This window comes from Pantoea sp. X-Soil-OKNW-713, assembly GCF_059730685.1.
On the sequence record NZ_AP035995.1, the window covers coordinates 3,414,013 to 3,434,939 of the forward strand.

A 20,927-nucleotide genomic window follows, 5' to 3' on the forward strand; every position below is an offset into this window, starting at 1 on the left:
GTTTCCGGTACGCTCTGAAGTATTGAAGTACTGTAATGGTGGAGCTAAGCGGGATCGAACCGCTGACCTCCTGCGTGCAAGGCAGGCGCTCTCCCAGCTGAGCTATAGCCCCATACAGTTACTGCAGAGACCACTACTACCACTCAACCGAGTTAACATTCTTACAGGAAGAATGTAATTTCTTCTCAGGCAAGGCATGCGGAAGGGAAGTTTACGTGAGTAAACGACCGCGCGCATAACGCAGCATGAGGAGAAATTTGGTAGGCCTGAGTGGACTTGAACCACCGACCTCACCCTTATCAGGGGTGCGCTCTAACCACCTGAGCTACAAGCCTGTAGAGGTTTTTTCTGCTCGTTACTTTTTCATCAGACAATCTGTGTGAGCACTTCGAAGGAAAGTATCTTCAGGTAAGGAGGTGATCCAACCGCAGGTTCCCCTACGGTTACCTTGTTACGACTTCACCCCAGTCATGAATCACAAAGTGGTAAGCGCCCTCCCGAAGGTTAAGCTACCTACTTCTTTTGCAACCCACTCCCATGGTGTGACGGGCGGTGTGTACAAGGCCCGGGAACGTATTCACCGTAGCATTCTGATCTACGATTACTAGCGATTCCGACTTCATGGAGTCGAGTTGCAGACTCCAATCCGGACTACGACGCACTTTATGAGGTCCGCTTGCTCTCGCGAGGTCGCTTCTCTTTGTATGCGCCATTGTAGCACGTGTGTAGCCCTGGCCGTAAGGGCCATGATGACTTGACGTCATCCCCACCTTCCTCCGGTTTATCACCGGCAGTCTCCTTTGAGTTCCCGACCGAATCGCTGGCAACAAAGGATAAGGGTTGCGCTCGTTGCGGGACTTAACCCAACATTTCACAACACGAGCTGACGACAGCCATGCAGCACCTGTCTCAGAGTTCCCGAAGGCACCAAAGCATCTCTGCTAAGTTCTCTGGATGTCAAGGCCAGGTAAGGTTCTTCGCGTTGCATCGAATTAAACCACATGCTCCACCGCTTGTGCGGGCCCCCGTCAATTCATTTGAGTTTTAACCTTGCGGCCGTACTCCCCAGGCGGTCGACTTAACGCGTTAGCTCCGGAAGCCACGCCTCAAGGGCACAACCTCCAAGTCGACATCGTTTACAGCGTGGACTACCAGGGTATCTAATCCTGTTTGCTCCCCACGCTTTCGCACCTGAGCGTCAGTCTTTGTCCAGGGGGCCGCCTTCGCCACCGGTATTCCTCCAGATCTCTACGCATTTCACCGCTACACCTGGAATTCTACCCCCCTCTACAAGACTCTAGCCTGCCAGTTTCGAATGCAGTTCCCAGGTTAAGCCCGGGGATTTCACATCCGACTTGACAGACCGCCTGCGTGCGCTTTACGCCCAGTAATTCCGATTAACGCTTGCACCCTCCGTATTACCGCGGCTGCTGGCACGGAGTTAGCCGGTGCTTCTTCTGCGGGTAACGTCAATGATGATGCGTATTAAACATCATCCCTTCCTCCCCGCTGAAAGTACTTTACAACCCGAAGGCCTTCTTCATACACGCGGCATGGCTGCATCAGGCTTGCGCCCATTGTGCAATATTCCCCACTGCTGCCTCCCGTAGGAGTCTGGACCGTGTCTCAGTTCCAGTGTGGCTGGTCATCCTCTCAGACCAGCTAGGGATCGTCGCCTAGGTGAGCCATTACCCCACCTACTAGCTAATCCCATCTGGGTTCATCCGATGGTGTGAGGCCCGAAGGTCCCCCACTTTGGTCTTGCGACGTTATGCGGTATTAGCTACCGTTTCCAGTAGTTATCCCCCTCCATCGGGCAGATCCCCAGACATTACTCACCCGTCCGCCACTCGTCACCCAAGGAGCAAGCTCCTCTGTGCTACCGTTCGACTTGCATGTGTTAGGCCTGCCGCCAGCGTTCAATCTGAGCCATGATCAAACTCTTCAATTTAAGTTTGATGCTCAAAGAATTAAACTTCGTAATGAATTACGTGTTCACTCTTGAGACTTGATATTTTTTAAGTCCGTAGACTTTTGATATCAATCCTGCGAGTGCCCACACAGATTGTCTGATAAATTGTTAAAGAGCAGTGCGAGCAGCGGGTTAACCGCCTGTCGCGAGGTGGCGTATATTACGCTTTCCCCCTTCAGAGTCAATCTCTTTTTCGAGATTTTTCTCTGGCGGGATGAATCACTTCGTCCCTCACTGACCGTCTGCGTTGCCGCTTTGCCGTGTCAGTGGAGGCGCATTATAGGGAGATAATTCTGACTGACAAGCGCTAATTTAAACTTTTTGCGCGACCGCTCATTTTCCAGGCAAGGCGTTGCAAAATGCAGCAAAATCCTGTGCGAAAGGCATAAAAAACGGGCCCGCAGGCCCGTTATCGTCATTTTATCTATTGATGCGCGACAATCGCATCATCTTTCACATCCATCTCGATGGTTTTACCCGGGACCAGCGCACCAGAAAGAATCTGTTGTGCCAGTGGGTTTTCAATCTGCTGTTGGATAGCACGTTTCAGCGGTCGTGCACCGTAAACCGGATCGTAACCATTTTCTCCCAACAAACGGATTGCTTCATCCGAAATGTGCAGCTGATAGCCACGCTCCTCCAGACGTTTATACAACCGCTGCAATTGAATCTGCGCGATAGATGCAATGTGTTTTTCACCCAACGGATGGAAGACCACCACTTCATCAATACGGTTAATAAACTCCGGACGGAAATGATGACCAACAACCGACATCACCAGATCCTTCATTTCAGGATAATCCAGCGCACCAAACCGCTCCTGAATCAAATCCGATCCCAGGTTCGAAGTCATGATTACTACCGTGTTACGGAAATCGACCGTGCGACCCTGCCCATCGGTTAAGCGGCCATCATCCAGCACCTGCAGCAAAATGTTGAACACATCCGGATGCGCTTTCTCTACCTCATCCAGCAAAATCACTGAATAGGGACGACGACGCACCGCTTCAGTCAGATAACCGCCCTCTTCATAGCCGACATATCCCGGAGGAGCCCCCACCAAACGCGATACCGAATGTTTTTCCATAAATTCGGACATATCGATACGCACCATGGCGTCGTCGCTGTCGAACAGAAAGTTTGCCAGCGCTTTACACAGCTCAGTTTTACCCACCCCGGTCGGCCCCAGGAACAGGAAAGAACCAATCGGACGATTCGGATCGGACAACCCTGCACGACTGCGTCGAATGGCATTCGACACCGCTTCAACCGCCTCATCCTGGCCGATAACACGCGCATGCAGCTCCTGCTCCATCCGCAGCAGTTTATCGCGTTCTCCTTCCATCATGCGGGCCACCGGAATACCGGTCCAGCGCGCCAGCACATCGGCAATTTCCACATCCGTTACGCGGTTACGTAACAGTTTCATGGTTTTGCCTTCTGACTGGGTTGCCGCTGCCAGTTGTTTCTCCAGCGCCGGGATTTTGCCGTACTGCAATTCAGACATCTGCCCCAAATCACCCACACGCCGCGCCTGCTCCAGCGACAATCGCGCCTGCTCCAGTTCAGCCTTGATATTCTGCGTCCCGGTCAGAGACGCTTTTTCTGCTTTCCACTCTTCTTCCAGCTCGGCGTATTCACGCTCTTTCTGGTCGAGTTCTGTTTCCAGCATCTCCAGACGTTTAACACTGGCATCATCAGACTCTTTCTTCAGAGCCTGCTGCTCCAGTTTAAGCTGGATAATACGGCGGTCGAGTCGATCCAGCGGTTCGGGTTTCGAGTCAATTTGCAGACGAATGCTGGACGCGGCCTCATCGATCAAGTCGATGGCTTTATCCGGCAATTGACGGTCTGCGATATAACGATGCGAAAGCGTTGCCGCTGCCACAATCGCCGGGTCAGTAATCTGCACATGGTGATGCAGTTCATAACGCTCTTTCAGGCCACGCAAAATAGCGATGGTGTCTTCAACGCTCGGTTCAGCAACAAAGACTTTCTGGAAACGACGCTCCAGCGCAGCATCTTTTTCAATGTATTGACGGTATTCATCCAGCGTCGTGGCACCGACACAATGAAGCTCACCACGCGCCAGCGCAGGTTTCAGCATATTACCGGCATCCATGGCGCCATCGGCTTTACCGGCACCCACCATGGTATGCAGCTCATCAATAAACAGGATGACGTTGCCTTCCTGCTTCGCCAGGTCGTTCAACACCCCTTTCAGGCGCTCTTCAAATTCACCACGATATTTCGCGCCAGCCACCAGCGCACCCATGTCCAGTGCCAGTACGCGACGACCTTTCAGCCCTTCCGGTACTTCACCATTGATGATGCGCTGTGCCAGCCCCTCAACGATCGCGGTTTTACCCACCCCAGGCTCACCAATCAGTACCGGGTTATTTTTGGTACGGCGTTGCAACACCTGAATGGTACGACGTATTTCTTCGTCACGACCGATCACCGGATCGAGTTTGCCCATTTCGGCACGCTCGGTCAGATCGATGGTGTATTTTTTTAATGCCTGACGCTGATCTTCAGCCCCCTGGTCGTTCACGTTCTCTCCCCCGCGCAATTGCTCGATGGCCTTAGCGAGTTTTTCTGAGGTTGCGCCGGCAGATTTAAGTAAATCCGCCAACGAACCGCGTGAATCCAGGGCCGCCAGAACAAATAATTCAGATGAAATAAAGTTATCGTTGCGCTTTTGCGCCAGTTTGTCGCACAGGTTGAGCACACGCACCAAATCGGCGGACGGCTGTACATCGCCATCCGTGCCTTCAACTTGTGGTAATCGATTAATAGCCTGATCAATGCCGGTACGTAGACCAGCCACATCGGCACCCGCGGCACTGAGCAACGGACGCACCGATCCGCCTTCCTGATTGAGCAATGCGCTCATCACATGAAGGGGTTCAATGAATTGATTGTCGTGTCCCAGAGCAAGGGACTGTGCATCGGCCAGGGCCAACTGGAATTTGTTGGTAAGACGATCCAGACGCATGATTCCTCCCGTTACAGGTCAAAATGCTACTGGAGATTAAATGAGGTCATCCCTCAAATTTTTCAAGGTTAATGACCTGAGTTGTGAGCAAAAAATACGCTACTGGATCGTCTTGTGGCGTAAGGTTATCTCAGCCAAATCAAAGTTGCCATACGCCCGGTGATACGATCGCGTCGGAAGGAGAAAAAATCGTCGTTTTCATGCCAGGTACAGCGCGATGATCCACTGATGGAGTGCACACCTGCCGCCTGTAGACGCTGACGCGCCAACAGCCAGATGTCGGCAAAATATTTTTCCCCGACCGGACGAAATGCCGCATCGGCACGAATATCATGCGCCATAAATGCCGATCGAACTTCGGCACCCACTTCAAAAGCCTGTGGGCCAATGGCCGGCCCCAGCCACGCATAAATCTCATTGGGGGGACAGTGAAATTGCGCCAGTGTCTGTTCCAGCACACCATTACACAAGCCACGCCACCCCGCATGGGCTGCGGCGACCTCGCTGCCATCACGGGCGCAAAATAACACTGGCAAACAATCCGCCGTCATCACAGCACAAACCACACCCGCTTCACGGGTGATCGCCGCATCCGCATCAGGAATCAAGTTATCATGGGGCAGACGCACCACATCCTGACCGTGCACCTGATTGAGCCATTGTGGCATAGCGGGCAATTGTGCCCGCTCAACCAGACGCTGACGATTAAGCATCACATGATCTTCACTGTCGCCGACATGACCGCCGAGATTCAGTGAGTTCCAGGGCGCCAGGCTTACTCCGCCGTGACGCGTTGTGGAACATGCCCGAACCCGAGCCGGTGCTGGCCAGTCCGGGATGATCAGGTCACTCATAACCAGTCCAGCTGATCGCGGAACATATCGGTGTCGGCTTTCAGGGCGTCGATCAAATCAACCATATCCTGCGGCAGCGGCGCGTGCCACTCCATCTCAATACCTGTGATCGGATGGTAGAGACGCAGCATAGTCGCGTGCAACGCCTGGCGATCGAAGCCACGTAACGTCGCGATAAACTCGTCGGAAGCGCCTTTCGGAGGACGAGGACGACCACCGTAAAGCGGATCGCCTACCAGCGGATGGTTGATATGGGCCATATGCACACGAATCTGGTGGGTACGCCCCGTTTCCAGACGCAGACGCAAACGGGTGTGCGCACGGAAATGTTCCATGATGCGATAATGCGTGGTCGCCGGTTTGCCCATCGGATGCACCGCCATATGGGTACGTTTGGTCGAGTGACGCGCCATCGGCTCATTCACCGTACCACCCGCCGTCATGGTGCCAATCGCTACCGCTTCGTACTCACGAGTAATTTCGCGTAGTTGCAGGGTTTCAACCAGATGGGTTTGTGCCGGAACGGTTTTTGCCACCACCATCAACCCGGTGGTGTCTTTATCCAGACGATGGACAATACCCGCACGCGGTACATCAGCGATCGGCGGGTAATGGTAAAGCAGCGCATTCAGCACCGTCCCATCCGGATTGCCTGCACCAGGGTGCACCACCAGGTCGCGGGGTTTATTAATGACGATGATATCGTCGTCTTCGTAGACGATATTCAACGGGATATTTTGCGCTTCCCAGCGTTGTTCTTCTTCGATTTCAGCGCTGATCGACACCTGCTCGCCGCCCAGAACCTTTTCTTTCGGTTTGTCGACCACGGTGCCATTGACGCTGACGCGACGCTCGAGGATCCATTCTTTTATGCGAGAACGTGAATAATCAGGGAACAATTCCGCCAAAGTCTGATCTAAGCGTTGTCCAAGTTGTGCTTCGGACACCGTTGCGGTGAGTTGAACTTGTTGTGCCATATACAGCTTCTTCGTTAACGTTGGGTTTTCACGGCGATGCCGTTTAATATAATGTGCTATCGTACCTGGTCATTACCGGGAGCTACACGGACAGCTTCCGCCATAACACTTTGAGGATAATCATTTCGTCATGACGCGTATGAAACATCTGGTGGCTGCTGCCACACTGAGCCTGGCACTGGTGGGTTGCTCCGGTTCTAAGGACACAGTACCGGACAGCCCGCCGTCTGAGATTTACGCCACAGCTCAGCAAAAACTGCAGGACGGTAACTTTAAAGCGGCGATTAAGCAACTGGAAGCGTTGGATAACCGCTATCCGTTTGGCCCGTATTCTCAGCAGGTACAGCTGGATTTGATCTACGCGTATTATAAAAATGCCGATCTGCCGCTGGCGCAAGCCGCTATCGCACGCTTTATGCGTCTCAACCCGACTCATCCGAACATCGACTACGTCATTTACATGAAAGGTCTGACGGATATGGCGCTGGATGATTCCGCACTACAGGGCTTCTTCGGTATTGATCGTTCCGATCGCGATCCGACCCATGCCCGTGATGCATTCCGCGACTTCTCCCAGCTGCTGCGCGGTTACCCGAACAGCCAATATGCCGCAGATGCACAGAAACGCCTGGTGTTCCTGAAAGAGCGCCTGGCGAAGTATGAACTTTCAGTGGCGCAATTCTATACCAAGCGCGGTGCTTATGTCGCTGTTGTTAACCGTGTAGAAGGGATGATGAGAGATTATCCGGACGCGCAAGCCACTCATGAGGCGCTGCCGCTGATGGAAAATGCCTATCGCCAGCTCCAACTGACTGCTGAGGCCGATAAAGTGGCGAAAATTATCGCCGCCAATAACGCCTGATTCGCAGCCAACAAAAAAGCAGCCTTCATTGGCTGCTTTTTTTTGGTGAAAAATCAGACAAAAATCGGATTTATCGCCCCGGTTAACTCGTCAATCTTGCCCCGTTCATCCCCGCGCTTCAAGCTTTTTCCGCCACTTTCCCGGCCTTTCTCACAATTTGTTGGCATTGACAAAAAGTGACATTTTTACGTGATCTTGATCACACATTTTCCGCGTTGCCGCGGTATGCTGGACCTACCCAGACGGAAATGACAGAGAGGTTTGAATGATGATTCTGAACATTACCAGTAAACAAATGGAAATCACTGCGGCTATCCGCAACCATGTCGAAGACCGTCTCGCCAAGCTGGAAAAATGGCAAACTCACCTGATAAATCCGCACATTGTGTTATCGAAAGAGCCGAAAGAATTTGTGGCCGACGCCACGATTAACACACCAAACGGCACGCTGGTCGCCAGCGCGAAACATGATGATATGTACACCGCAATCAACGACCTGATTGCCAAGCTGGAGCGACAGCTCAATAAAGCGCAACACAAACCTGAAGCGCGTCGCGCCAACACGAGTGTTAAAGATTTTACTCCGGCGGGATAACCCCCCGATTCTCTCAGCAACGCGCCTACGGGCGCGTTTTTTATTGACAGCCTTAAATCAGTGCGGTTAATCTCGGGTCACTTTATTTATGGAAACTACCATGAAACATCTGCCGTTCTTCTTCGCATTCTTTTTTACCTTCCCCTGATTGGGAGGCGATTCGTCATGTGAAAATGAATGCGAAGACGAACAACAAAGCCTCCCAACCGGGAGGCTTTTTTATTGGACAGCTTACAGGTGAGCCTTATGAACCCCGATAATCCACTGCTGGCATTACGCGACAAAATCAGCGCTGTTGATGAGAAGCTACTGACGTTACTGGCTGAGCGCCGCAGCCTGGCAGTTGAAGTGGCGCAAGCCAAACTGGCAACCCATCGCCCGATCCGCGATGTCGAACGTGAACGTGCCCTGCTGGAAAACCTGATTACCCTTGGGAAGAAACACCAGCTTGATGCACACTACATCACACGTCTTTTCCAACTGGTGATTGAGGATTCGGTTCTGACCCAGCAGGCGTTGCTGCAAAAGAATCTCAACCATCCGCATGCTCATGCCCCGCGTATTGCGTTTCTCGGTCCGAAAGGCTCCTATTCACACCTTGCGGCACGCAAATACGCCGCCCGCCACTTCGATTCGATGGTGGAAAGTGGTTGTCTTAAGTTTCAGGACATCATTCAGCAAGTGGAAAGCGGCCAGGCTGACTATGCGGTGATGCCGATTGAGAACACCTCTTCCGGTTCCATCAATGACGTTTATGACCTGCTGCAACAAACCTCGCTGTCGATTGTGGGGGAGCTGACCATTCCTATCGAACATTGCGTGTTAGTCAGTGGCAACACCGATTTGCAGCAGATTGAAACCGTCTACAGCCATCCCCAACCGTTCCAACAGTGCAGCCAGTTCATCAACCGTTTCCCGCAATGGAAAATTGAGTACACCGAAAGCACTGCCGCCGCGATGGAAAAAGTGGCTGCGATGAACTCACCAAAAGTCGCCGCACTCGGCAGCGAAGCCGGTGGCGAGTTGTATCAATTACAGGTGCTGGAACGTGATCTGGCTAATCAGCAGCAGAACCATACACGTTTTATTGTGCTGGCACGTAAGCCGATTGATGTCTCCGACCAGGTCCCGGCAAAGACAACGTTGATTATGGCTACGGGCCAACAGGCGGGCGCGCTGGTTGAAGCGCTGCTGGTTCTGCGTCAGCACAACCTGATCATGAGCAAGCTGGAATCGCGCCCGATTAACGGCAACCCGTGGGAAGAGATGTTTTACATCGATGTGCAAGGCAATCTGCAATCTGACAGCATGCAGCGCGCGCTGGAAGAGTTACGCGGTCTGACCCGTTCATTGAAAGTGCTCGGCTGTTATCCGGGTGAGAATGTGGTGCCGGTAGAGCCGCGCATCTAAGCAAAAGGGCATCCTTGCGGATGCCCTTTTCTTTTATTGTCGGCTGTCGTTGGCTGAACGCAACATGCTGCGGCTCTCAACCAGGAAGCGTTTCGCGTAGTCACCAAACCAGTGTTCCACACGCTGGAAGCTCTCAATAAACGCTTGTTTATCACCATGCTCCAGTAAGGTAATCGCCTCACCAAAGCGCTGATAGTAACGCTTAATCAGAGCGATATTGCTTTCTGAAGACATAATGATATCTGCGTAAAGCTGCGGATCCTGAGCAAACAACCGCCCAACCATCGCCAGCTCCAACCGATAAATTGGTGAGGACAATGCCAGCAGCTGATCCAGATTGACGTTCTCTTCCGCCAGATGCAGACCATACGCAAAGGTCGCGAAGTGACGCAGCGCCTGGATAAAGGCCATGTTTTGGTCATGTTCAACAGCACTGATGCGGTGGAGCCGTGCACCCCACACCTGAATCTGTTCAAGGAACCACTGATACGCCTCTGGCTGACGCCCGTCGCACCACACCACAACCTGTTTTGCCAGGCTACCACTGTCCGGACCAAACATCGGATGCAGCCCCAACACCGGGCCATTATGAGCCGCCAGCATTGCTTGCAATGGTCGATTCTTCACCGATGCCAGATCGACCAAAATGCAGTCTTCCGGCAATGTTGGCAGTTGCGCGATAATCTGTTCTGTCAGATGGATAGGTACACTGATAATCACCATACCGGCATCTTTCAATAACGCATCCGCCTGGTCCCAATCCTCTTTATCGAGCAAGCGAACCTGATAACCAGACAAGGTCAGCATCTTCTCAAACAGACGTCCCATCTGACCACGGCCACCGACAATCACCACCGGACGCAGCGTCGGACACAGAGTTTTAAAGCCTTTGTCGTTTTCACTGGTGTAGGATTCCCGCATCAGACGGCGCAGTACATCCTCAATCAGATCCGGTGGTACACCGAGCGCCTCGGCTTCCTGACGACGTGAAGCCAGCATACTGGCTTCACGTTCTGGCACATAAATCGGTAAGCCATAACGGCTTTTTACTTCACCTACTTCAGCAACCAGCTCGAGTCGCTTCGCCAGCAACCCGAGCAGGGCTTTATCTACTTCATCGATTTGATCGCGTAGCGCGGTCAGTTCAGCCACCATGACTCATTACACCTCGTGTGACAGACGCGCCGACAGCACTCCCTGCAGATCCTGATGGATTTCGCGCAGTAAGGTTTCGGTAGTATCCCAGTTGATGCAGGCATCAGTGACGGACACACCGTATTTCATCTCACTACGCGGCTGCTCAGATGACTGGTTGCCTTCATGAATATGGCTTTCCAGCATCAGGCCAATAATGGAGCGATTTCCATCTTTAATCTGGGCAATAGCCGATTCGGCTACTCCGGGCTGACGGCGATAGTCTTTGTTAGAATTGCCATGGCTGCAATCTATCATTAAGGCCGGACGCAGTCCCGCTTTGAGCATCTCTTTTTCACACTGCGCAACATCTTCCGGGCCGTAATTGGGTGCTTTACCACCACGCAGGATCACATGACCATCCGGATTGCCCTGGGTCTGCAACAGGCAAACCTGACCGGCCTGGTTGATACCGACAAAACGGTGCGGCATCGCAGCAGCGCGCATGGCGTTAATTGCAGTGCCCAGGCTACCATCGGTACCGTTTTTAAAGCCAACTGGCATGGAAAGACCTGAAGCCATCTCGCGATGGGTCTGAGATTCGGTGGTACGCGCACCAATCGCTGACCAGCTGAACAGATCACCAAGGTATTGTGGGCTATTCGGATCGAGCGCTTCCGTCGCCAGCGGCAGTCCCATCTCCACGAGGTTCACCAGCAGCTGACGCGCAATGTGCAGCCCGGCTTCCATATCAAACGAGTTGTTCATATAGGGATCGTTGATCAACCCTTTCCAGCCGACGGTAGTACGGGGTTTCTCAAAATAGACACGCATAACGATGTACAGCTGATCCTTCAACTGTTCAGAAAGGTTTTTCAACAGACTCGCGTATTCAAGTGCAGCTTCGGTATCGTGGATTGAACAAGGACCACATACCACCAGCAGGCGCGAATCACGGCCAGCGATGATATCGGAGATAGTCTGACGTGAAGCGGCAATTTGCGCTTCCTGAGCAGCACTCAGCGGGAATTTCGCCTTCAGTTCTCCGGGGGTAATTAAAATTTGTTCATCGGCGATATGCACATTGTTCAGCGCGTCTTTTTGCATGATAGCGATCCTTTTTACTCGTTTATGCGTGTTGGGATCCTCACTGAGGATGGCGCTCACTTTACCATAAGCCGTAAATGATGCAATCCACAGATGTACACTTTTATTACCACATCATTTTCGCACCATGATAAGAATAAATATTCTATTTTAAAAACATGATATTAAATTAAAAAACCACCCCGCAAATCCTACAGATAGGTGTAAATAATTAATTACACCAACATTCTAAACAACATAAGATTATTGCGCAGACCTGCGCTAACATTTTGTTATACGTAGCTTTTCAGGATCAGTTTTATGAGTATTCGCCATGTTGGTCTTCGACCTTTTCATTTGCAGGACGCCGCCTCTTTTGCCCAGGCAGTGAATGAATCCCTCACCAGTCTGACGCCCTGGATGGCGTGGGCACACGATAATTATTGCAGCGATGAGGCTAGCAGTTGGATCAACTTTACTCATATCCAGCGCGTCAAAGGAGAAGCCGAAGAGTTCGCGATTGTCGATGAAAACGATCAGTTGCTGGGCGGTGCCGGTATTCGTTTTACTCAACAGCCTGGAGAATTTTGCGCATTAGGTTATTGGGTACGATCGACAGCTCAGCGTCAGGGAGTAGCAACGCGCGCAGTCGCCCAGCTGATTACGTTAGGCTTTCAGTCACCTGAGGTGAAGTTGCTGGAGATTCTGGCAGCAGCAGATAACCGCGCCAGCCGTGCAGTGGCAGAGCGCAGTGGCTTCAGTTTTGTCGATTACCGCTACGGTTTAATCGTGCTGGAAAGTGGCCCGGTGAATACCGCCATTTATCATTTAAAACGCGGATAAAAAAAGGGGCTGGCAGATGCCAACCCCTTGTTTGCTATTAACTTTGAGATGTCGCTTACGCGAGCTCTTAGTTAAGACGCTCTTTGATACGAGCAGACTTACCAGTACGCTCACGCAGGTAGTACAGTTTGGCTTGACGCACAGCACCACGACGTTTAACAGCGATGCTGTCAATTACCGGAGAGTGAGTCTGGAAGACACGCTCAACGCCTTCGCCGTTAGAAATCTTGCGAACAGTGAATGCAGAGTGCAGACCGCGGTTACGAATAGCGATAACCACGCCCTCGAATGCCTGCAGACGTTTCTTAGAACCTTCAACGACCCATACTTTCACTTCCACGGTATCACCCGGACGGAAGGAAGGTACGTCCTGTTTCATCTGCTCTTGTTCAAGTTGCTTGATAATGTTGCTCATAATTAAATCTCTTATCCTGGGTAAACTGATAGTCAGGGAAGATTACTCTTCCGCCTCATCGTTTTGTTGCTGCTGATGTTCACGCTTGAACTCAGTAAGCAACCTTGCTTGCTCTTCAGTCAGAGCCAGGTTTTCCAGAAGTTCAGGTCTTCTCAGCCAGGTACGGCCTAGCGACTGTTTCAGGCGCCAACGGCGAATATCGGCATGGTTCCCCGACAGTAAAACTGCCGGTACATCCATTCCTTCTAACACTTCAGGTCGGGTATAGTGCGGGCAATCCAGCAAACCATCCGAGAACGAATCCTCATCGGCTGACGCCTGTTTTCCCAGCACGCCAGGAATAAACCGGGCGACCGAGTCAATTAACGTCATGGCTGGCAGCTCACCGCCACTGAGTACGTAATCACCGATTGACCATTCTTCATCAATTTCGGTTTGAATAACGCGCTCATCTATTCCTTCATAGCGACCACAGACCAGAATTAACTTCTGATGTGTCGCCAGTTCGCAAACGCCCTGCTGGTCGAGTTTGCGTCCCTGAGGTGAAAGATAAATCACCTTAGCACCTTCCCCCGCCGCTGCTTTCGCTGCGTGGATGGCGTCCCGCAAGGGTTGCACCATCATCAACATCCCCGGTCCGCCGCCGTAAGGACGATCGTCTACGGTACGGTGCCGGTCGTGCGCGAAGTCACGAGGACTCCAGCTCTCGATGTTGAGCAGGCCATTTTTTACTGCCCGGCCAGTTACCCCGTAATCGGTAATAGCGCGAAACATCTCTGGAAACAGGCTAATAACACCAATCCACATCGCGTTCGCCGTTGCGTTACCGGTTTGTCCGGAGATCAAAAACCAGGATCCCAATCTACTTCAATAGTGCCAGTAGCGAGATCGACTTTCTTGATAACCTGTTCATCAAGAAACGGTATTAACCGTTCCTGTGCACCGAATGCATCTTTCAGGTTTGCCTTAACGACGAGAACGTCGTTCGAGCCGGTCTCCATCAAATCAATGACTTTGCCCATTTCGTAGCCTTCGAGGTTTACTACTTTGCAACCCATCAGGTCTTTCCAGTAGTAATCACCCTCTTCCAGCGGTGGCAGCTGCGCGGAATCAACCGTAATTTCGCAATTGGTTAATTGAGCCGCGGCATCCCGATCGTCAACGCCTTTGACTTTGATGATCAGGTCCTGATTGTGGTGCTTCCAGCCTTCCAGTTCGACCAGCTGCCATTGACCGGCGTGCTGAATAAACCAGGGCTGATAGTCGAAGATACTTTCGGCTTCTTCGGTGGAAGAAAACACTTTGAGCCAGCCCCGAATGCCGTAAGCGGCACCCATCTTCCCCAGAACAACCGGGTTAGCGGGAGGCTGTGCGGCAGGTTTTCTGCTCATGCTCACCACCGTGACAGATTAAGCTGCTTTTTTTGCTTCTTTGATCAGCGCGTTAACGCGATCAGAAAGCGTTGCGCCCTGGCCAACCCAGTGCTCAATACGGTCCAGATCCAGACGCAGACCTTCAGCCTGACCAGCAGCGATCGGGTTGAAGAAACCTACGCGCTCGATGAAGCGACCGTTACGAGCATTGCGGCTGTCAGTAACGACGACCTGATAGAACGGACGCTTTTTAGCGCCGTGACGTGCCAAACGAATGGTTACCATAACATCCTCATTAGTTAATAAAACAACCGGGCCCCATCGAGGAACGGGGCCCGGGTGCAATATAAAAAGCCCGAAAATTTTACTCATTTTGGCGCAAAAAGCAACCTGAGCATCTCACTTTTCCGGCATTTAGCCGGTCACCTTAGCGACCGGGGAATCCTGGCGGCATCATGCCCTTCATACTGCGCATCATTTTCGCCATGCCGCCCTTCTTCATTTTCTTCATCATGCGCTGCATATCATCGAACTGCTTCAGCAGTCGGTTAACATCCTGCACCTGCATGCCTGAACCCAGAGCGATACGGCGTTTGCGGGAACCTTTGATGATTTCCGGCTTCTCGCGCTCTTTGCGCGTCATCGAGTTGATGATCGCTTCCATACGCACCAGCAGCTTATCGTCCATCTGCGATTTCACGTTATCTGGCAACTGTCCCATGCCTGGCAGCTTGCTCATCAAACTTGTCATGCCGCCCATGTTGCGCATCTGCTTCAGCTGATCAAGGAAGTCATTGAGGTCAAAGCCATCGCCGGTTTTCAGTTTCTTCGCCAGCTTCTCCGCCTGATCGCGGTCAACCTTGCTTTCGATATCTTCAATCAGCGACAGCACATCGCCCATGCCGAGGATACGTGAGGCGATACGATCCGGATAGAACGGCTCAAGCGCTTCAGTTTTTTCACCGACACCCATGAATTTGATGGGCTTACCGGTAATGTGACGAATCGACAGCGCCGCACCACCGCGCGCATCACCATCGACTTTGGTCAGGATCACACCGGTTAACGGCAGCGCTTCGTTGAACGCTTTCGCGGTGTTGGCAGCATCCTGGCCGGTCATCGCATCCACAACAAACAGGGTTTCTACCGGATTGATCGCGGCATGAACCTGTTTGATTTCGTCCATCATCGCTTCGTCAACGTGCAGACGACCGGCGGTATCCACTAACAGGACGTCGTAGAATTGCAGGCGCGCTTCTTTCAACGCGTTGTTGACGATATCAACTGGCTTCTGGCTCAAGTCCGACGGACAAAAATCCACGCCAACCTGCTGCGCCAATGTTTCCAGCTGACGGATCGCCGCCGGGCGATAGACGTCAGCGGAGACAACCAGCACTTTTTTCTTATGCTTCTCACGCAGGAATTTACCCAGCTTGGCGACACTGGTAGTTTTACCCGCACCTTGCAGGCCAGCCATCAGCACCACAGCCGGCGGCTGCGCGGCCAGGTTGAGTGCATTATTTTCTGCACCCATCGCCTCGACCAGTTCATTGCGAACAATTTTGATGAACTCCTGACCTGGCGTCAGGCTTTTGTTCACATCATGGCCGACCGCGCGCTCTTTAACGCGGTTGATAAATTCACGGACTACCGGCAGCGCAACATCCGCCTCCAGCAACGCCATACGTACTTCACGCAGCGTGTCCTTGATGTTGTCTTCGGTCAGCCTTCCGCGGCCGCTGATATTGCGCAGGGTTTGCGACAAACGATCGGTTAAATTATCAAACATGCTCTCTCACTTAGAAACATAGCGAGGCCGCCTGGGCGACACAATGCGGCGGATTATAACACGAAGCCAGGCCGATCTCTGCAATTGACCTTCAGATCGTTTGGAGCCTGCTGCGGCTGACGTTATACTGCTTTTTTCCTTATCTGACTGACACCTGAAAGGATCTATGTTCGTTTTCGCGATCGTGGCGTTGTTCGCCTACTCTCTCAGCCTTGCTTTGATCATCCCCAGCCTGCTGAAACGCAATGGTGGCTGGCGGCGTTTTGCTGTGCTTTCCGCCTGTGTGGCGTTAATAGCCCACGCCGTGGCGTTACAACAACGCATTTTTGCCGTCGATAACGGGCAAAATCTCAGCCTGTTAAATATTGGCTCGCTGGTCAGCCTGCTGATTTGCGCCATTATGACTATCGTCGCCTCGCGCAATCGCGGTTGGCTGCTGCTGCCGGTTGTCTATAGCTTTGCATTGATCAATCTGGCGTTTGCCACTTTCGTGCCTAACGCTTTTATTACCCATCTGGAAACCACGCCAGGCATGATGATCCACATCGGTCTGTCGCTATTTGCCTACGCGACCCTGATTATTGCCGCGCTGTATGCGCTGCAACTGGCGTGGATCGATTATCAGCTGAAAAATAAAAAGCTGGCCTTCACTCAGGATATGCCGCCGCTGCTCAGCATTGAGCGCAAAATGTTTCACATCACCCAGATTGGCGTCGTGCTGCTGACACTGGTGCTGGTGACCGGCCTGTTCTATATGCACAATCTGTTCAGCGCCGAGAATGTGGATAAAGCGGTGCTGTCGATCATTGCCTGGTTTGTTTATATCGTTTTGCTCTGGGGACACTACCACGAGGGCTGGCGCGGTCGCCGCGTCGTCTGGTTCAATTGCAGCGGTGCAATTTTGCTGACAATGGCCTACTTTGGCAGCCGCGTACTGCAACACCTGCTCACCCAATCTTCTCACTAAAGGAATTTTTGCGTTGGAACATGTTTCAACCACCACGCTGATCATCACACTGGTCATCATGGTGCTGGTCTCGGCCTATTTCTCCGGTTCTGAGACCGGCATGATGACGCTCAATCGCTACAAACTGCGCCATCAGGCGAAAAACGGTCAGCGCAGCGCGCGCCGCGTCGAGAAGCTGCTGCGTCGCCCTGATCGTTTGATCAGTCTGGTGTTGATCGGCAACAACCTGGTCAACATCCTGGCATCAGCGTTAGGCACCATCGTGGGTATGCGTTTATACGGCGATGCCGGAGTAGCGATTGCCACCGGTATCCTGACTTTTGTGGTGTTGGTTTTCGCCGAGGTTCTGCCTAAAACTATTGCTGCGCTCTACCCGGAGAAGGTCGCTTATCCCAGCAGTTTCCTCCTCGCGCCCCTGCAATACGTCATGCTACCGCTGGTCTGGCTGTTGAATACCATTACGCGAGTTCTGATGCGAATGGTCGGCATTAAAACCGATGGTTCAATTAGCTCGGCGTTGAGTAAAGAAGAACTACGTACCATTGTGTATGAATCGCGTAGCCTTATGTCGCGTCGCAATCAGGATATGCTGCTGTCCGTGCTGGATCTGGAAAAGGTTGGCGTTGAAGACATCATGGTACCGCGCAACGAGATTGTCGGCATTAACGTTAACGACGACTGGAAATCGGTGGTGCGTCAGCTCAGCCATTCGCCGCATGGCCGTATTGTTTTGTTTCGCGACTCACTGGACGACTGTGTTGGCATGCTGCGTGTGCGCGAAGCCTGGCGCATGATGACCGAGAAAAAAGAGTTTAACAAAGAGACGCTGCTGCGTGCTGCCGATGAAATCTACTATGTGCCTGAAGGGACCCCGCTGAACGTTCAACTGGTGAAGTTTCAGCGCAACAAGAAGAAGGTTGGCCTGGTCGTTGATGAGTACGGCGATATCAAAGGTCTGGTAACCATCGAAGATATCCTTGAAGAAATCGTCGGTGATTTCACCACCTCAATGTCTCCCACGCTGGCAGAAGAAGTGATGCCGCAGAATGACGGTTCGGTGCTGATTGAGGGGGGTGCTAACGTGCGCGAAATTAACAAAGCGTTCAACTGGTCACTGCCGGAAGAGGAAGCCCGCACCATCAACGGTATGCTGCTGGAAGTGCTGGAAGAGATTCCGCAGGTGAATACTCAGGTTCAGGTCGGCAAGTATGATATCGATATTCTCGATGTGCAGGACAATATGGTGAAGCAGGTGCGCATTACACCGCACACGCCGCTCAAATCATCAATTGGTTCCTGACATAAAAATGCCGCGATTAACGCGGCATTTTTCTTTCTGCATCAGTAGCAACTAGATGTGCAGTTCGTGCAATTTTTCTTCCGGCAGTTTCAGCTCGTCGTTATAGTTAACGCCAATCTCATGTGCCAGCACGTTGCGCGCAATCTGCTGCGCTTCGTCCAGTGAGTGCAGCTTGTAGCTACCACATTGATACTCGTTCAATTCCGGGATCTGGTTCTGCTCTTTAACTTTCAGAACGTCTTCCATCGCCCCTTTCCACGCTTTTGCCACACGCTGCTCGTCCGGCGCGCCAATCAGGCTCATGTAAAAACCCGTGCGGCAACCCATCGGTGAAATATCGACGATTTCCACGCCTTCACCATTCAGGTGGTTACGCATAAATCCGGCGAAAAGATGCTCCAGCGTATGAATACCGCGCTCGGTCAGAATCTCTTTGTTTGGTCGGCAGAAGCGCAGGTCAAAAACGGTGATGGTATCGCCATGAGGAGTTTTCATGGTTTTCGCAACACGCACTGCGGGCGCCGCCATGATGGTGTGATCTACAGTAAAACTATCCAGCAGTGGCATATTGTCACCTCCTGTTTTGAGAATTTTTTTTAAAACGATGAAACTTTTCTGTTCGCCCAACGTCTGAATATATGAAAGACGCGCATTTGTTATCATCATCCCTGACAACAGAGATGTTAATTCGGCCACAGTGATGTGGCCTTTTCTTTTTTACCCTTCCCGGCTGGCGAGATAGCTGGCGAAATCCAGCGTATCACTCTGTTCCAGCGTCTCCTGCGCGAGCACGGAAGCCTGTGCCTGGCGCGTAAAATCATCCTCGCTCAGAACCTCAAGCGGCTCCTCACACAGCAGATGACGATACTGTTCAGCCAGCACCACACCGGTTCCGGTCAAACCATTTTCCTTCATCGCATGAAGGATACGCGCCGAATAGGTTAGCTCAGGATCATCAAACGATGCCACCAGTTGATCGCAAACCTGTTGATATTGCGTGCTGCCCTCGTTGCTGTCGAGCACTTCTGCCACCCGACGCAGATCCGCAAACAACGCCTTGCCCACTTCAACCAGGGTATGCTGCGTCGCGCTGCATCCCACGGCAATCATCTGGCCCGGCTTACGACCTTCCAGCACCACGCGATTCCAGTTTTTGCGGCTACAGAGCAACTCATCCGCGCTCATTTCCGGCGCATCCGCCAGCGTACACCAAATCAGGAACAAGTCGAGGAAACGCACCTGATTGGCATCGACACCAATCGCGGAGAACGGATTGATGTCCAGCGAGCGAACTTCAATATATTCAATGCCGCCGCGTTGTAGCGCATCTGAAGGTGCTTCACCGCTACGTGTCACGCGTTTCGGACGAATCGGCGCATACAACTCGTTCTCAATTTGCAGCACATTCGTGTTCAGCTGCAACCAGTTACCATCGGCATCTTTGGTGCCAATGGCAGCGTATTCTTCAGAAGGTGTTTTGATCGCCGCTTTTAATGCCGCCACATAGCCTTCCAACGAGTTAAAGGTGATACCCAGTCCGCTTTGCGATTTGTTGGTATAGCCAAGATCGCTCAAACGCAATGAGGTGGCATACGGCAGCCACAGCGTACCTTTATCGTTCGTTTCAAACGGCAGATTGCTTTCCCGACCTTGCAGGAAGCTGGAGCAAATGGCTGGCGATGCGCCAAACAAATACGGGATTACCCAGCCGAAACGGTAGTAGTTACGAATAAGGCGCAGATAACCGGCGGAGATGGTCTCCTTACCGCTTTCCGCGTCTTTGACATCCGCCCACTCACGCCAGAATGACAGCGGCAGTGAGAAGTTGTAATGGATGCCTGAAATGGTCTGCATCAGCGCGCCATAACGGTTTTTCAAACCCTGACGATACAACGTCTTCATTTTGCCGATATTGGAGCTGCCATATTGCGCCAGCTCGATTTTATCCGCATCGTTGATGATACAGGGCATGCTAAACGGCCACATGCGCTCCTGACCCAGCTCACGCGCCACATGGCGGTGAATATCGCGCAGGAAACTGAGCATGTGATCAATGTTCTGATCAACAGGCGTGATGAACTCGAGCAGCGTTTCAGCGAAATCGGTGGTAATCCAATCATGCTTCAGCGCTGACCCCAGGGACTCAGGGTGCCCGGTGGTTGCCAGGTGACCATCCGGCTCGACACGCAACGTTTCGCGTTCAATGCCACGGCCGATACCCTTTAACGCGTCGGGATGCGCTTCCAGCCAGGAAAGCGCTTTTGATACGTCCGGGATCACATTAACCTCCCGCTGTGCGAATAATTTATTTTTGTTCAGCATAATGTTAACCGTAGCCTCGAATCTGTGCGA

Annotated in this window: 19 protein-coding genes, 2 tRNA genes, 1 rRNA gene and 1 other annotated feature; of the genes, 7 read left to right on the forward strand and 15 right to left on the reverse strand. The window is 52.2% G+C overall.

Going from position 1 to position 20,927, the window contains the following annotated elements; translation table 11 throughout:
- Positions 1-36 precede the first annotated feature (36 nt).
- The 6 genes from AC6I8R_RS16000 to rluD all read right to left on the reverse strand — a co-directional run bounded on the left by AC6I8R_RS16000 (position 37) and on the right by rluD (position 6,801).
- Positions 37-112: transfer RNA gene (locus AC6I8R_RS16000), tRNA-Ala, on the reverse strand.
- 146 nt (positions 113-258) lie between these two features.
- Positions 259-335, reverse strand: a tRNA-Ile gene (locus AC6I8R_RS16005).
- 74 nt (positions 336-409) lie between these two features.
- Positions 410-1,951, reverse strand: a 16S ribosomal RNA gene (locus tag AC6I8R_RS16010).
- Positions 1,952-2,396: 445 nt separating this feature from the next.
- Positions 2,397-4,970 carry an ATP-dependent chaperone ClpB gene (clpB, locus tag AC6I8R_RS16015; RefSeq protein ID WP_021184450.1) on the reverse strand — a complete coding sequence of 858 codons (2,574 nt, stop codon included), beginning with the start codon at positions 4,968-4,970 and terminating at the stop codon, positions 2,397-2,399.
- Between the two features lie 125 nt (positions 4,971-5,095).
- Positions 5,096-5,824, reverse strand: coding sequence for a purine nucleoside phosphorylase YfiH (yfiH, locus tag AC6I8R_RS16020; RefSeq protein WP_415175008.1), 729 nt, complete (start codon positions 5,822-5,824; stop codon positions 5,096-5,098).
- Positions 5,821-6,801: a 23S rRNA pseudouridine(1911/1915/1917) synthase RluD gene (gene rluD / locus AC6I8R_RS16025; RefSeq protein ID WP_021184452.1), complete on the reverse strand. Its 981-nt coding sequence runs from the start codon at positions 6,799-6,801 to the stop codon at positions 5,821-5,823. Before rluD ends, yfiH begins: the two co-directional genes overlap by 4 nt.
- Before the next feature lie 130 nt (positions 6,802-6,931).
- On the opposite strand from rluD, the gene bamD reads away from it, so the two are divergent.
- The 4 genes from bamD to pheA all read left to right on the forward strand — a co-directional run bounded on the left by bamD (position 6,932) and on the right by pheA (position 9,668).
- Positions 6,932-7,663, forward strand: coding sequence for an outer membrane protein assembly factor BamD (bamD, locus tag AC6I8R_RS16030; protein ID WP_021184453.1), 732 nt, complete (start codon positions 6,932-6,934; stop codon positions 7,661-7,663).
- Positions 7,664-7,931: 268 nt separating this feature from the next.
- Positions 7,932-8,258 (forward strand): ribosome-associated translation inhibitor RaiA, encoded by a 327-nt coding sequence (gene raiA, locus AC6I8R_RS16035; RefSeq protein WP_021184454.1) that lies wholly within the window; start codon positions 7,932-7,934, stop codon positions 8,256-8,258.
- Positions 8,259-8,357: 99 nt separating this feature from the next.
- Positions 8,358-8,482, forward strand: a sequence feature (Phe leader region).
- The gene (gene pheL, locus AC6I8R_RS16040; protein WP_100703679.1) at positions 8,359-8,406 is read left to right on the forward strand and encodes a pheA operon leader peptide PheL; all 48 of its coding nucleotides are present in this window, start codon (positions 8,359-8,361) and stop codon (positions 8,404-8,406) included. It overlaps the preceding feature by 48 nt.
- A gap of 22 nt (positions 8,483-8,504) precedes the next feature.
- Positions 8,505-9,668, forward strand: a complete 1,164-nt coding sequence (gene pheA, locus AC6I8R_RS16045) for a bifunctional chorismate mutase/prephenate dehydratase (RefSeq protein ID WP_021184455.1) — start codon at positions 8,505-8,507, stop codon at positions 9,666-9,668.
- Positions 9,669-9,701: 33 nt separating this feature from the next.
- On the opposite strand, the gene tyrA is transcribed toward pheA, so the two are convergent.
- Together tyrA and AC6I8R_RS16055 are read right to left on the reverse strand one after the other, a co-directional pair.
- Positions 9,702-10,823, reverse strand: coding sequence for a bifunctional chorismate mutase/prephenate dehydrogenase (tyrA, locus tag AC6I8R_RS16050; protein WP_021184456.1), 1,122 nt, complete (start codon positions 10,821-10,823; stop codon positions 9,702-9,704).
- 6 nt (positions 10,824-10,829) lie between these two features.
- The gene (locus AC6I8R_RS16055) at positions 10,830-11,909 is read right to left on the reverse strand and encodes a 3-deoxy-7-phosphoheptulonate synthase (RefSeq protein ID WP_415175009.1); all 1,080 of its coding nucleotides are present in this window, start codon (positions 11,907-11,909) and stop codon (positions 10,830-10,832) included.
- Between the two features lie 300 nt (positions 11,910-12,209).
- Here AC6I8R_RS16055 and AC6I8R_RS16060 point away from each other — a divergent pair, with 300 nt between their 5' ends.
- Entirely contained in the window at positions 12,210-12,731 is a 522-nt protein-coding gene (locus AC6I8R_RS16060) for a GNAT family N-acetyltransferase (protein ID WP_021184458.1), read from the forward strand.
- Positions 12,732-12,798: 67 nt separating this feature from the next.
- On the opposite strand, the gene rplS is transcribed toward AC6I8R_RS16060, so the two are convergent.
- From rplS to ffh, 5 genes are all read right to left on the reverse strand, one after another.
- Positions 12,799-13,146 carry a 50S ribosomal protein L19 gene (rplS, locus tag AC6I8R_RS16065; RefSeq protein WP_013510201.1) on the reverse strand — a complete coding sequence of 116 codons (348 nt, stop codon included), beginning with the start codon at positions 13,144-13,146 and terminating at the stop codon, positions 12,799-12,801.
- A gap of 42 nt (positions 13,147-13,188) precedes the next feature.
- Positions 13,189-13,953: a tRNA (guanosine(37)-N1)-methyltransferase TrmD gene (gene trmD / locus AC6I8R_RS16070; RefSeq protein ID WP_021184497.1), complete on the reverse strand. Its 765-nt coding sequence runs from the start codon at positions 13,951-13,953 to the stop codon at positions 13,189-13,191.
- A gap of 35 nt (positions 13,954-13,988) precedes the next feature.
- Positions 13,989-14,537, reverse strand: coding sequence for a ribosome maturation factor RimM (gene rimM, locus AC6I8R_RS16075; RefSeq protein WP_021184498.1), 549 nt, complete (start codon positions 14,535-14,537; stop codon positions 13,989-13,991).
- Between the two features lie 18 nt (positions 14,538-14,555).
- Positions 14,556-14,804, reverse strand: a complete 249-nt coding sequence (gene rpsP, locus AC6I8R_RS16080; RefSeq protein ID WP_013510204.1) for a 30S ribosomal protein S16 — start codon at positions 14,802-14,804, stop codon at positions 14,556-14,558.
- Positions 14,805-14,946: 142 nt separating this feature from the next.
- Positions 14,947-16,308, reverse strand: coding sequence for a signal recognition particle protein (gene ffh, locus AC6I8R_RS16085; protein ID WP_036626542.1), 1,362 nt, complete (start codon positions 16,306-16,308; stop codon positions 14,947-14,949).
- A gap of 166 nt (positions 16,309-16,474) precedes the next feature.
- Between ffh and AC6I8R_RS16090 the strand changes: the two genes are divergently transcribed.
- The gene (locus AC6I8R_RS16090) at positions 16,475-17,275 is read left to right on the forward strand and encodes a cytochrome C assembly family protein (protein WP_013510206.1); all 801 of its coding nucleotides are present in this window, start codon (positions 16,475-16,477) and stop codon (positions 17,273-17,275) included.
- 13 nt (positions 17,276-17,288) lie between these two features.
- Positions 17,289-18,575, forward strand: a complete 1,287-nt coding sequence (locus tag AC6I8R_RS16095) for an HlyC/CorC family transporter (protein ID WP_021184499.1) — start codon at positions 17,289-17,291, stop codon at positions 18,573-18,575.
- Positions 18,576-18,626: 51 nt separating this feature from the next.
- Here AC6I8R_RS16095 and luxS read toward each other — a convergent pair whose 3' ends face one another.
- Positions 18,627-19,142 (reverse strand): S-ribosylhomocysteine lyase, encoded by a 516-nt coding sequence (gene luxS, locus AC6I8R_RS16100; RefSeq protein ID WP_036626543.1) that lies wholly within the window; start codon positions 19,140-19,142, stop codon positions 18,627-18,629.
- Positions 19,143-19,292: 150 nt separating this feature from the next.
- Positions 19,293-20,897: a glutamate--cysteine ligase gene (gene gshA / locus AC6I8R_RS16105; RefSeq protein ID WP_415175011.1), complete on the reverse strand. Its 1,605-nt coding sequence runs from the start codon at positions 20,895-20,897 to the stop codon at positions 19,293-19,295.
- Positions 20,898-20,927 lie beyond the last annotated feature (30 nt).

What these genes read in the sequence shown, in the direction of transcription:
- AC6I8R_RS16090 (WP_013510206.1), top strand. Translation starts at nt 16,475, where the DNA reads ATGTTCGTTTTCGCGATCGTGGCGTTGTTCGCCTACTCTCTCAGCCTT.
- trmD (WP_021184497.1), bottom strand. Translation starts at nt 13,953, where the DNA reads ATGTGGATTGGTGTTATTAGCCTGTTTCCAGAGATGTTTCGCGCTATT.
- AC6I8R_RS16060 (WP_021184458.1), top strand. Translation starts at nt 12,210, where the DNA reads ATGAGTATTCGCCATGTTGGTCTTCGACCTTTTCATTTGCAGGACGCC.
- rimM (WP_021184498.1), bottom strand. Translation starts at nt 14,537, where the DNA reads ATGAGCAGAAAACCTGCCGCACAGCCTCCCGCTAACCCGGTTGTTCTG.
- ffh (WP_036626542.1), bottom strand. Translation starts at nt 16,308, where the DNA reads ATGTTTGATAATTTAACCGATCGTTTGTCGCAAACCCTGCGCAATATC.
- tyrA (WP_021184456.1), bottom strand. Translation starts at nt 10,823, where the DNA reads ATGGTGGCTGAACTGACCGCGCTACGCGATCAAATCGATGAAGTAGAT.
- bamD (WP_021184453.1), top strand. Translation starts at nt 6,932, where the DNA reads ATGACGCGTATGAAACATCTGGTGGCTGCTGCCACACTGAGCCTGGCA.
- AC6I8R_RS16055 (WP_415175009.1), bottom strand. Translation starts at nt 11,909, where the DNA reads ATGCAAAAAGACGCGCTGAACAATGTGCATATCGCCGATGAACAAATT.
- yfiH (WP_415175008.1), bottom strand. Translation starts at nt 5,824, where the DNA reads ATGAGTGACCTGATCATCCCGGACTGGCCAGCACCGGCTCGGGTTCGG.
- luxS (WP_036626543.1), bottom strand. Translation starts at nt 19,142, where the DNA reads ATGCCACTGCTGGATAGTTTTACTGTAGATCACACCATCATGGCGGCG.
- rluD (WP_021184452.1), bottom strand. Translation starts at nt 6,801, where the DNA reads ATGGCACAACAAGTTCAACTCACCGCAACGGTGTCCGAAGCACAACTT.
- rpsP (WP_013510204.1), bottom strand. Translation starts at nt 14,804, where the DNA reads ATGGTAACCATTCGTTTGGCACGTCACGGCGCTAAAAAGCGTCCGTTC.
- gshA (WP_415175011.1), bottom strand. Translation starts at nt 20,897, where the DNA reads ATGCTGAACAAAAATAAATTATTCGCACAGCGGGAGGTTAATGTGATC.
- clpB (WP_021184450.1), bottom strand. Translation starts at nt 4,970, where the DNA reads ATGCGTCTGGATCGTCTTACCAACAAATTCCAGTTGGCCCTGGCCGAT.
- pheA (WP_021184455.1), top strand. Translation starts at nt 8,505, where the DNA reads ATGAACCCCGATAATCCACTGCTGGCATTACGCGACAAAATCAGCGCT.
- raiA (WP_021184454.1), top strand. Translation starts at nt 7,932, where the DNA reads ATGATTCTGAACATTACCAGTAAACAAATGGAAATCACTGCGGCTATC.
- rplS (WP_013510201.1), bottom strand. Translation starts at nt 13,146, where the DNA reads ATGAGCAACATTATCAAGCAACTTGAACAAGAGCAGATGAAACAGGAC.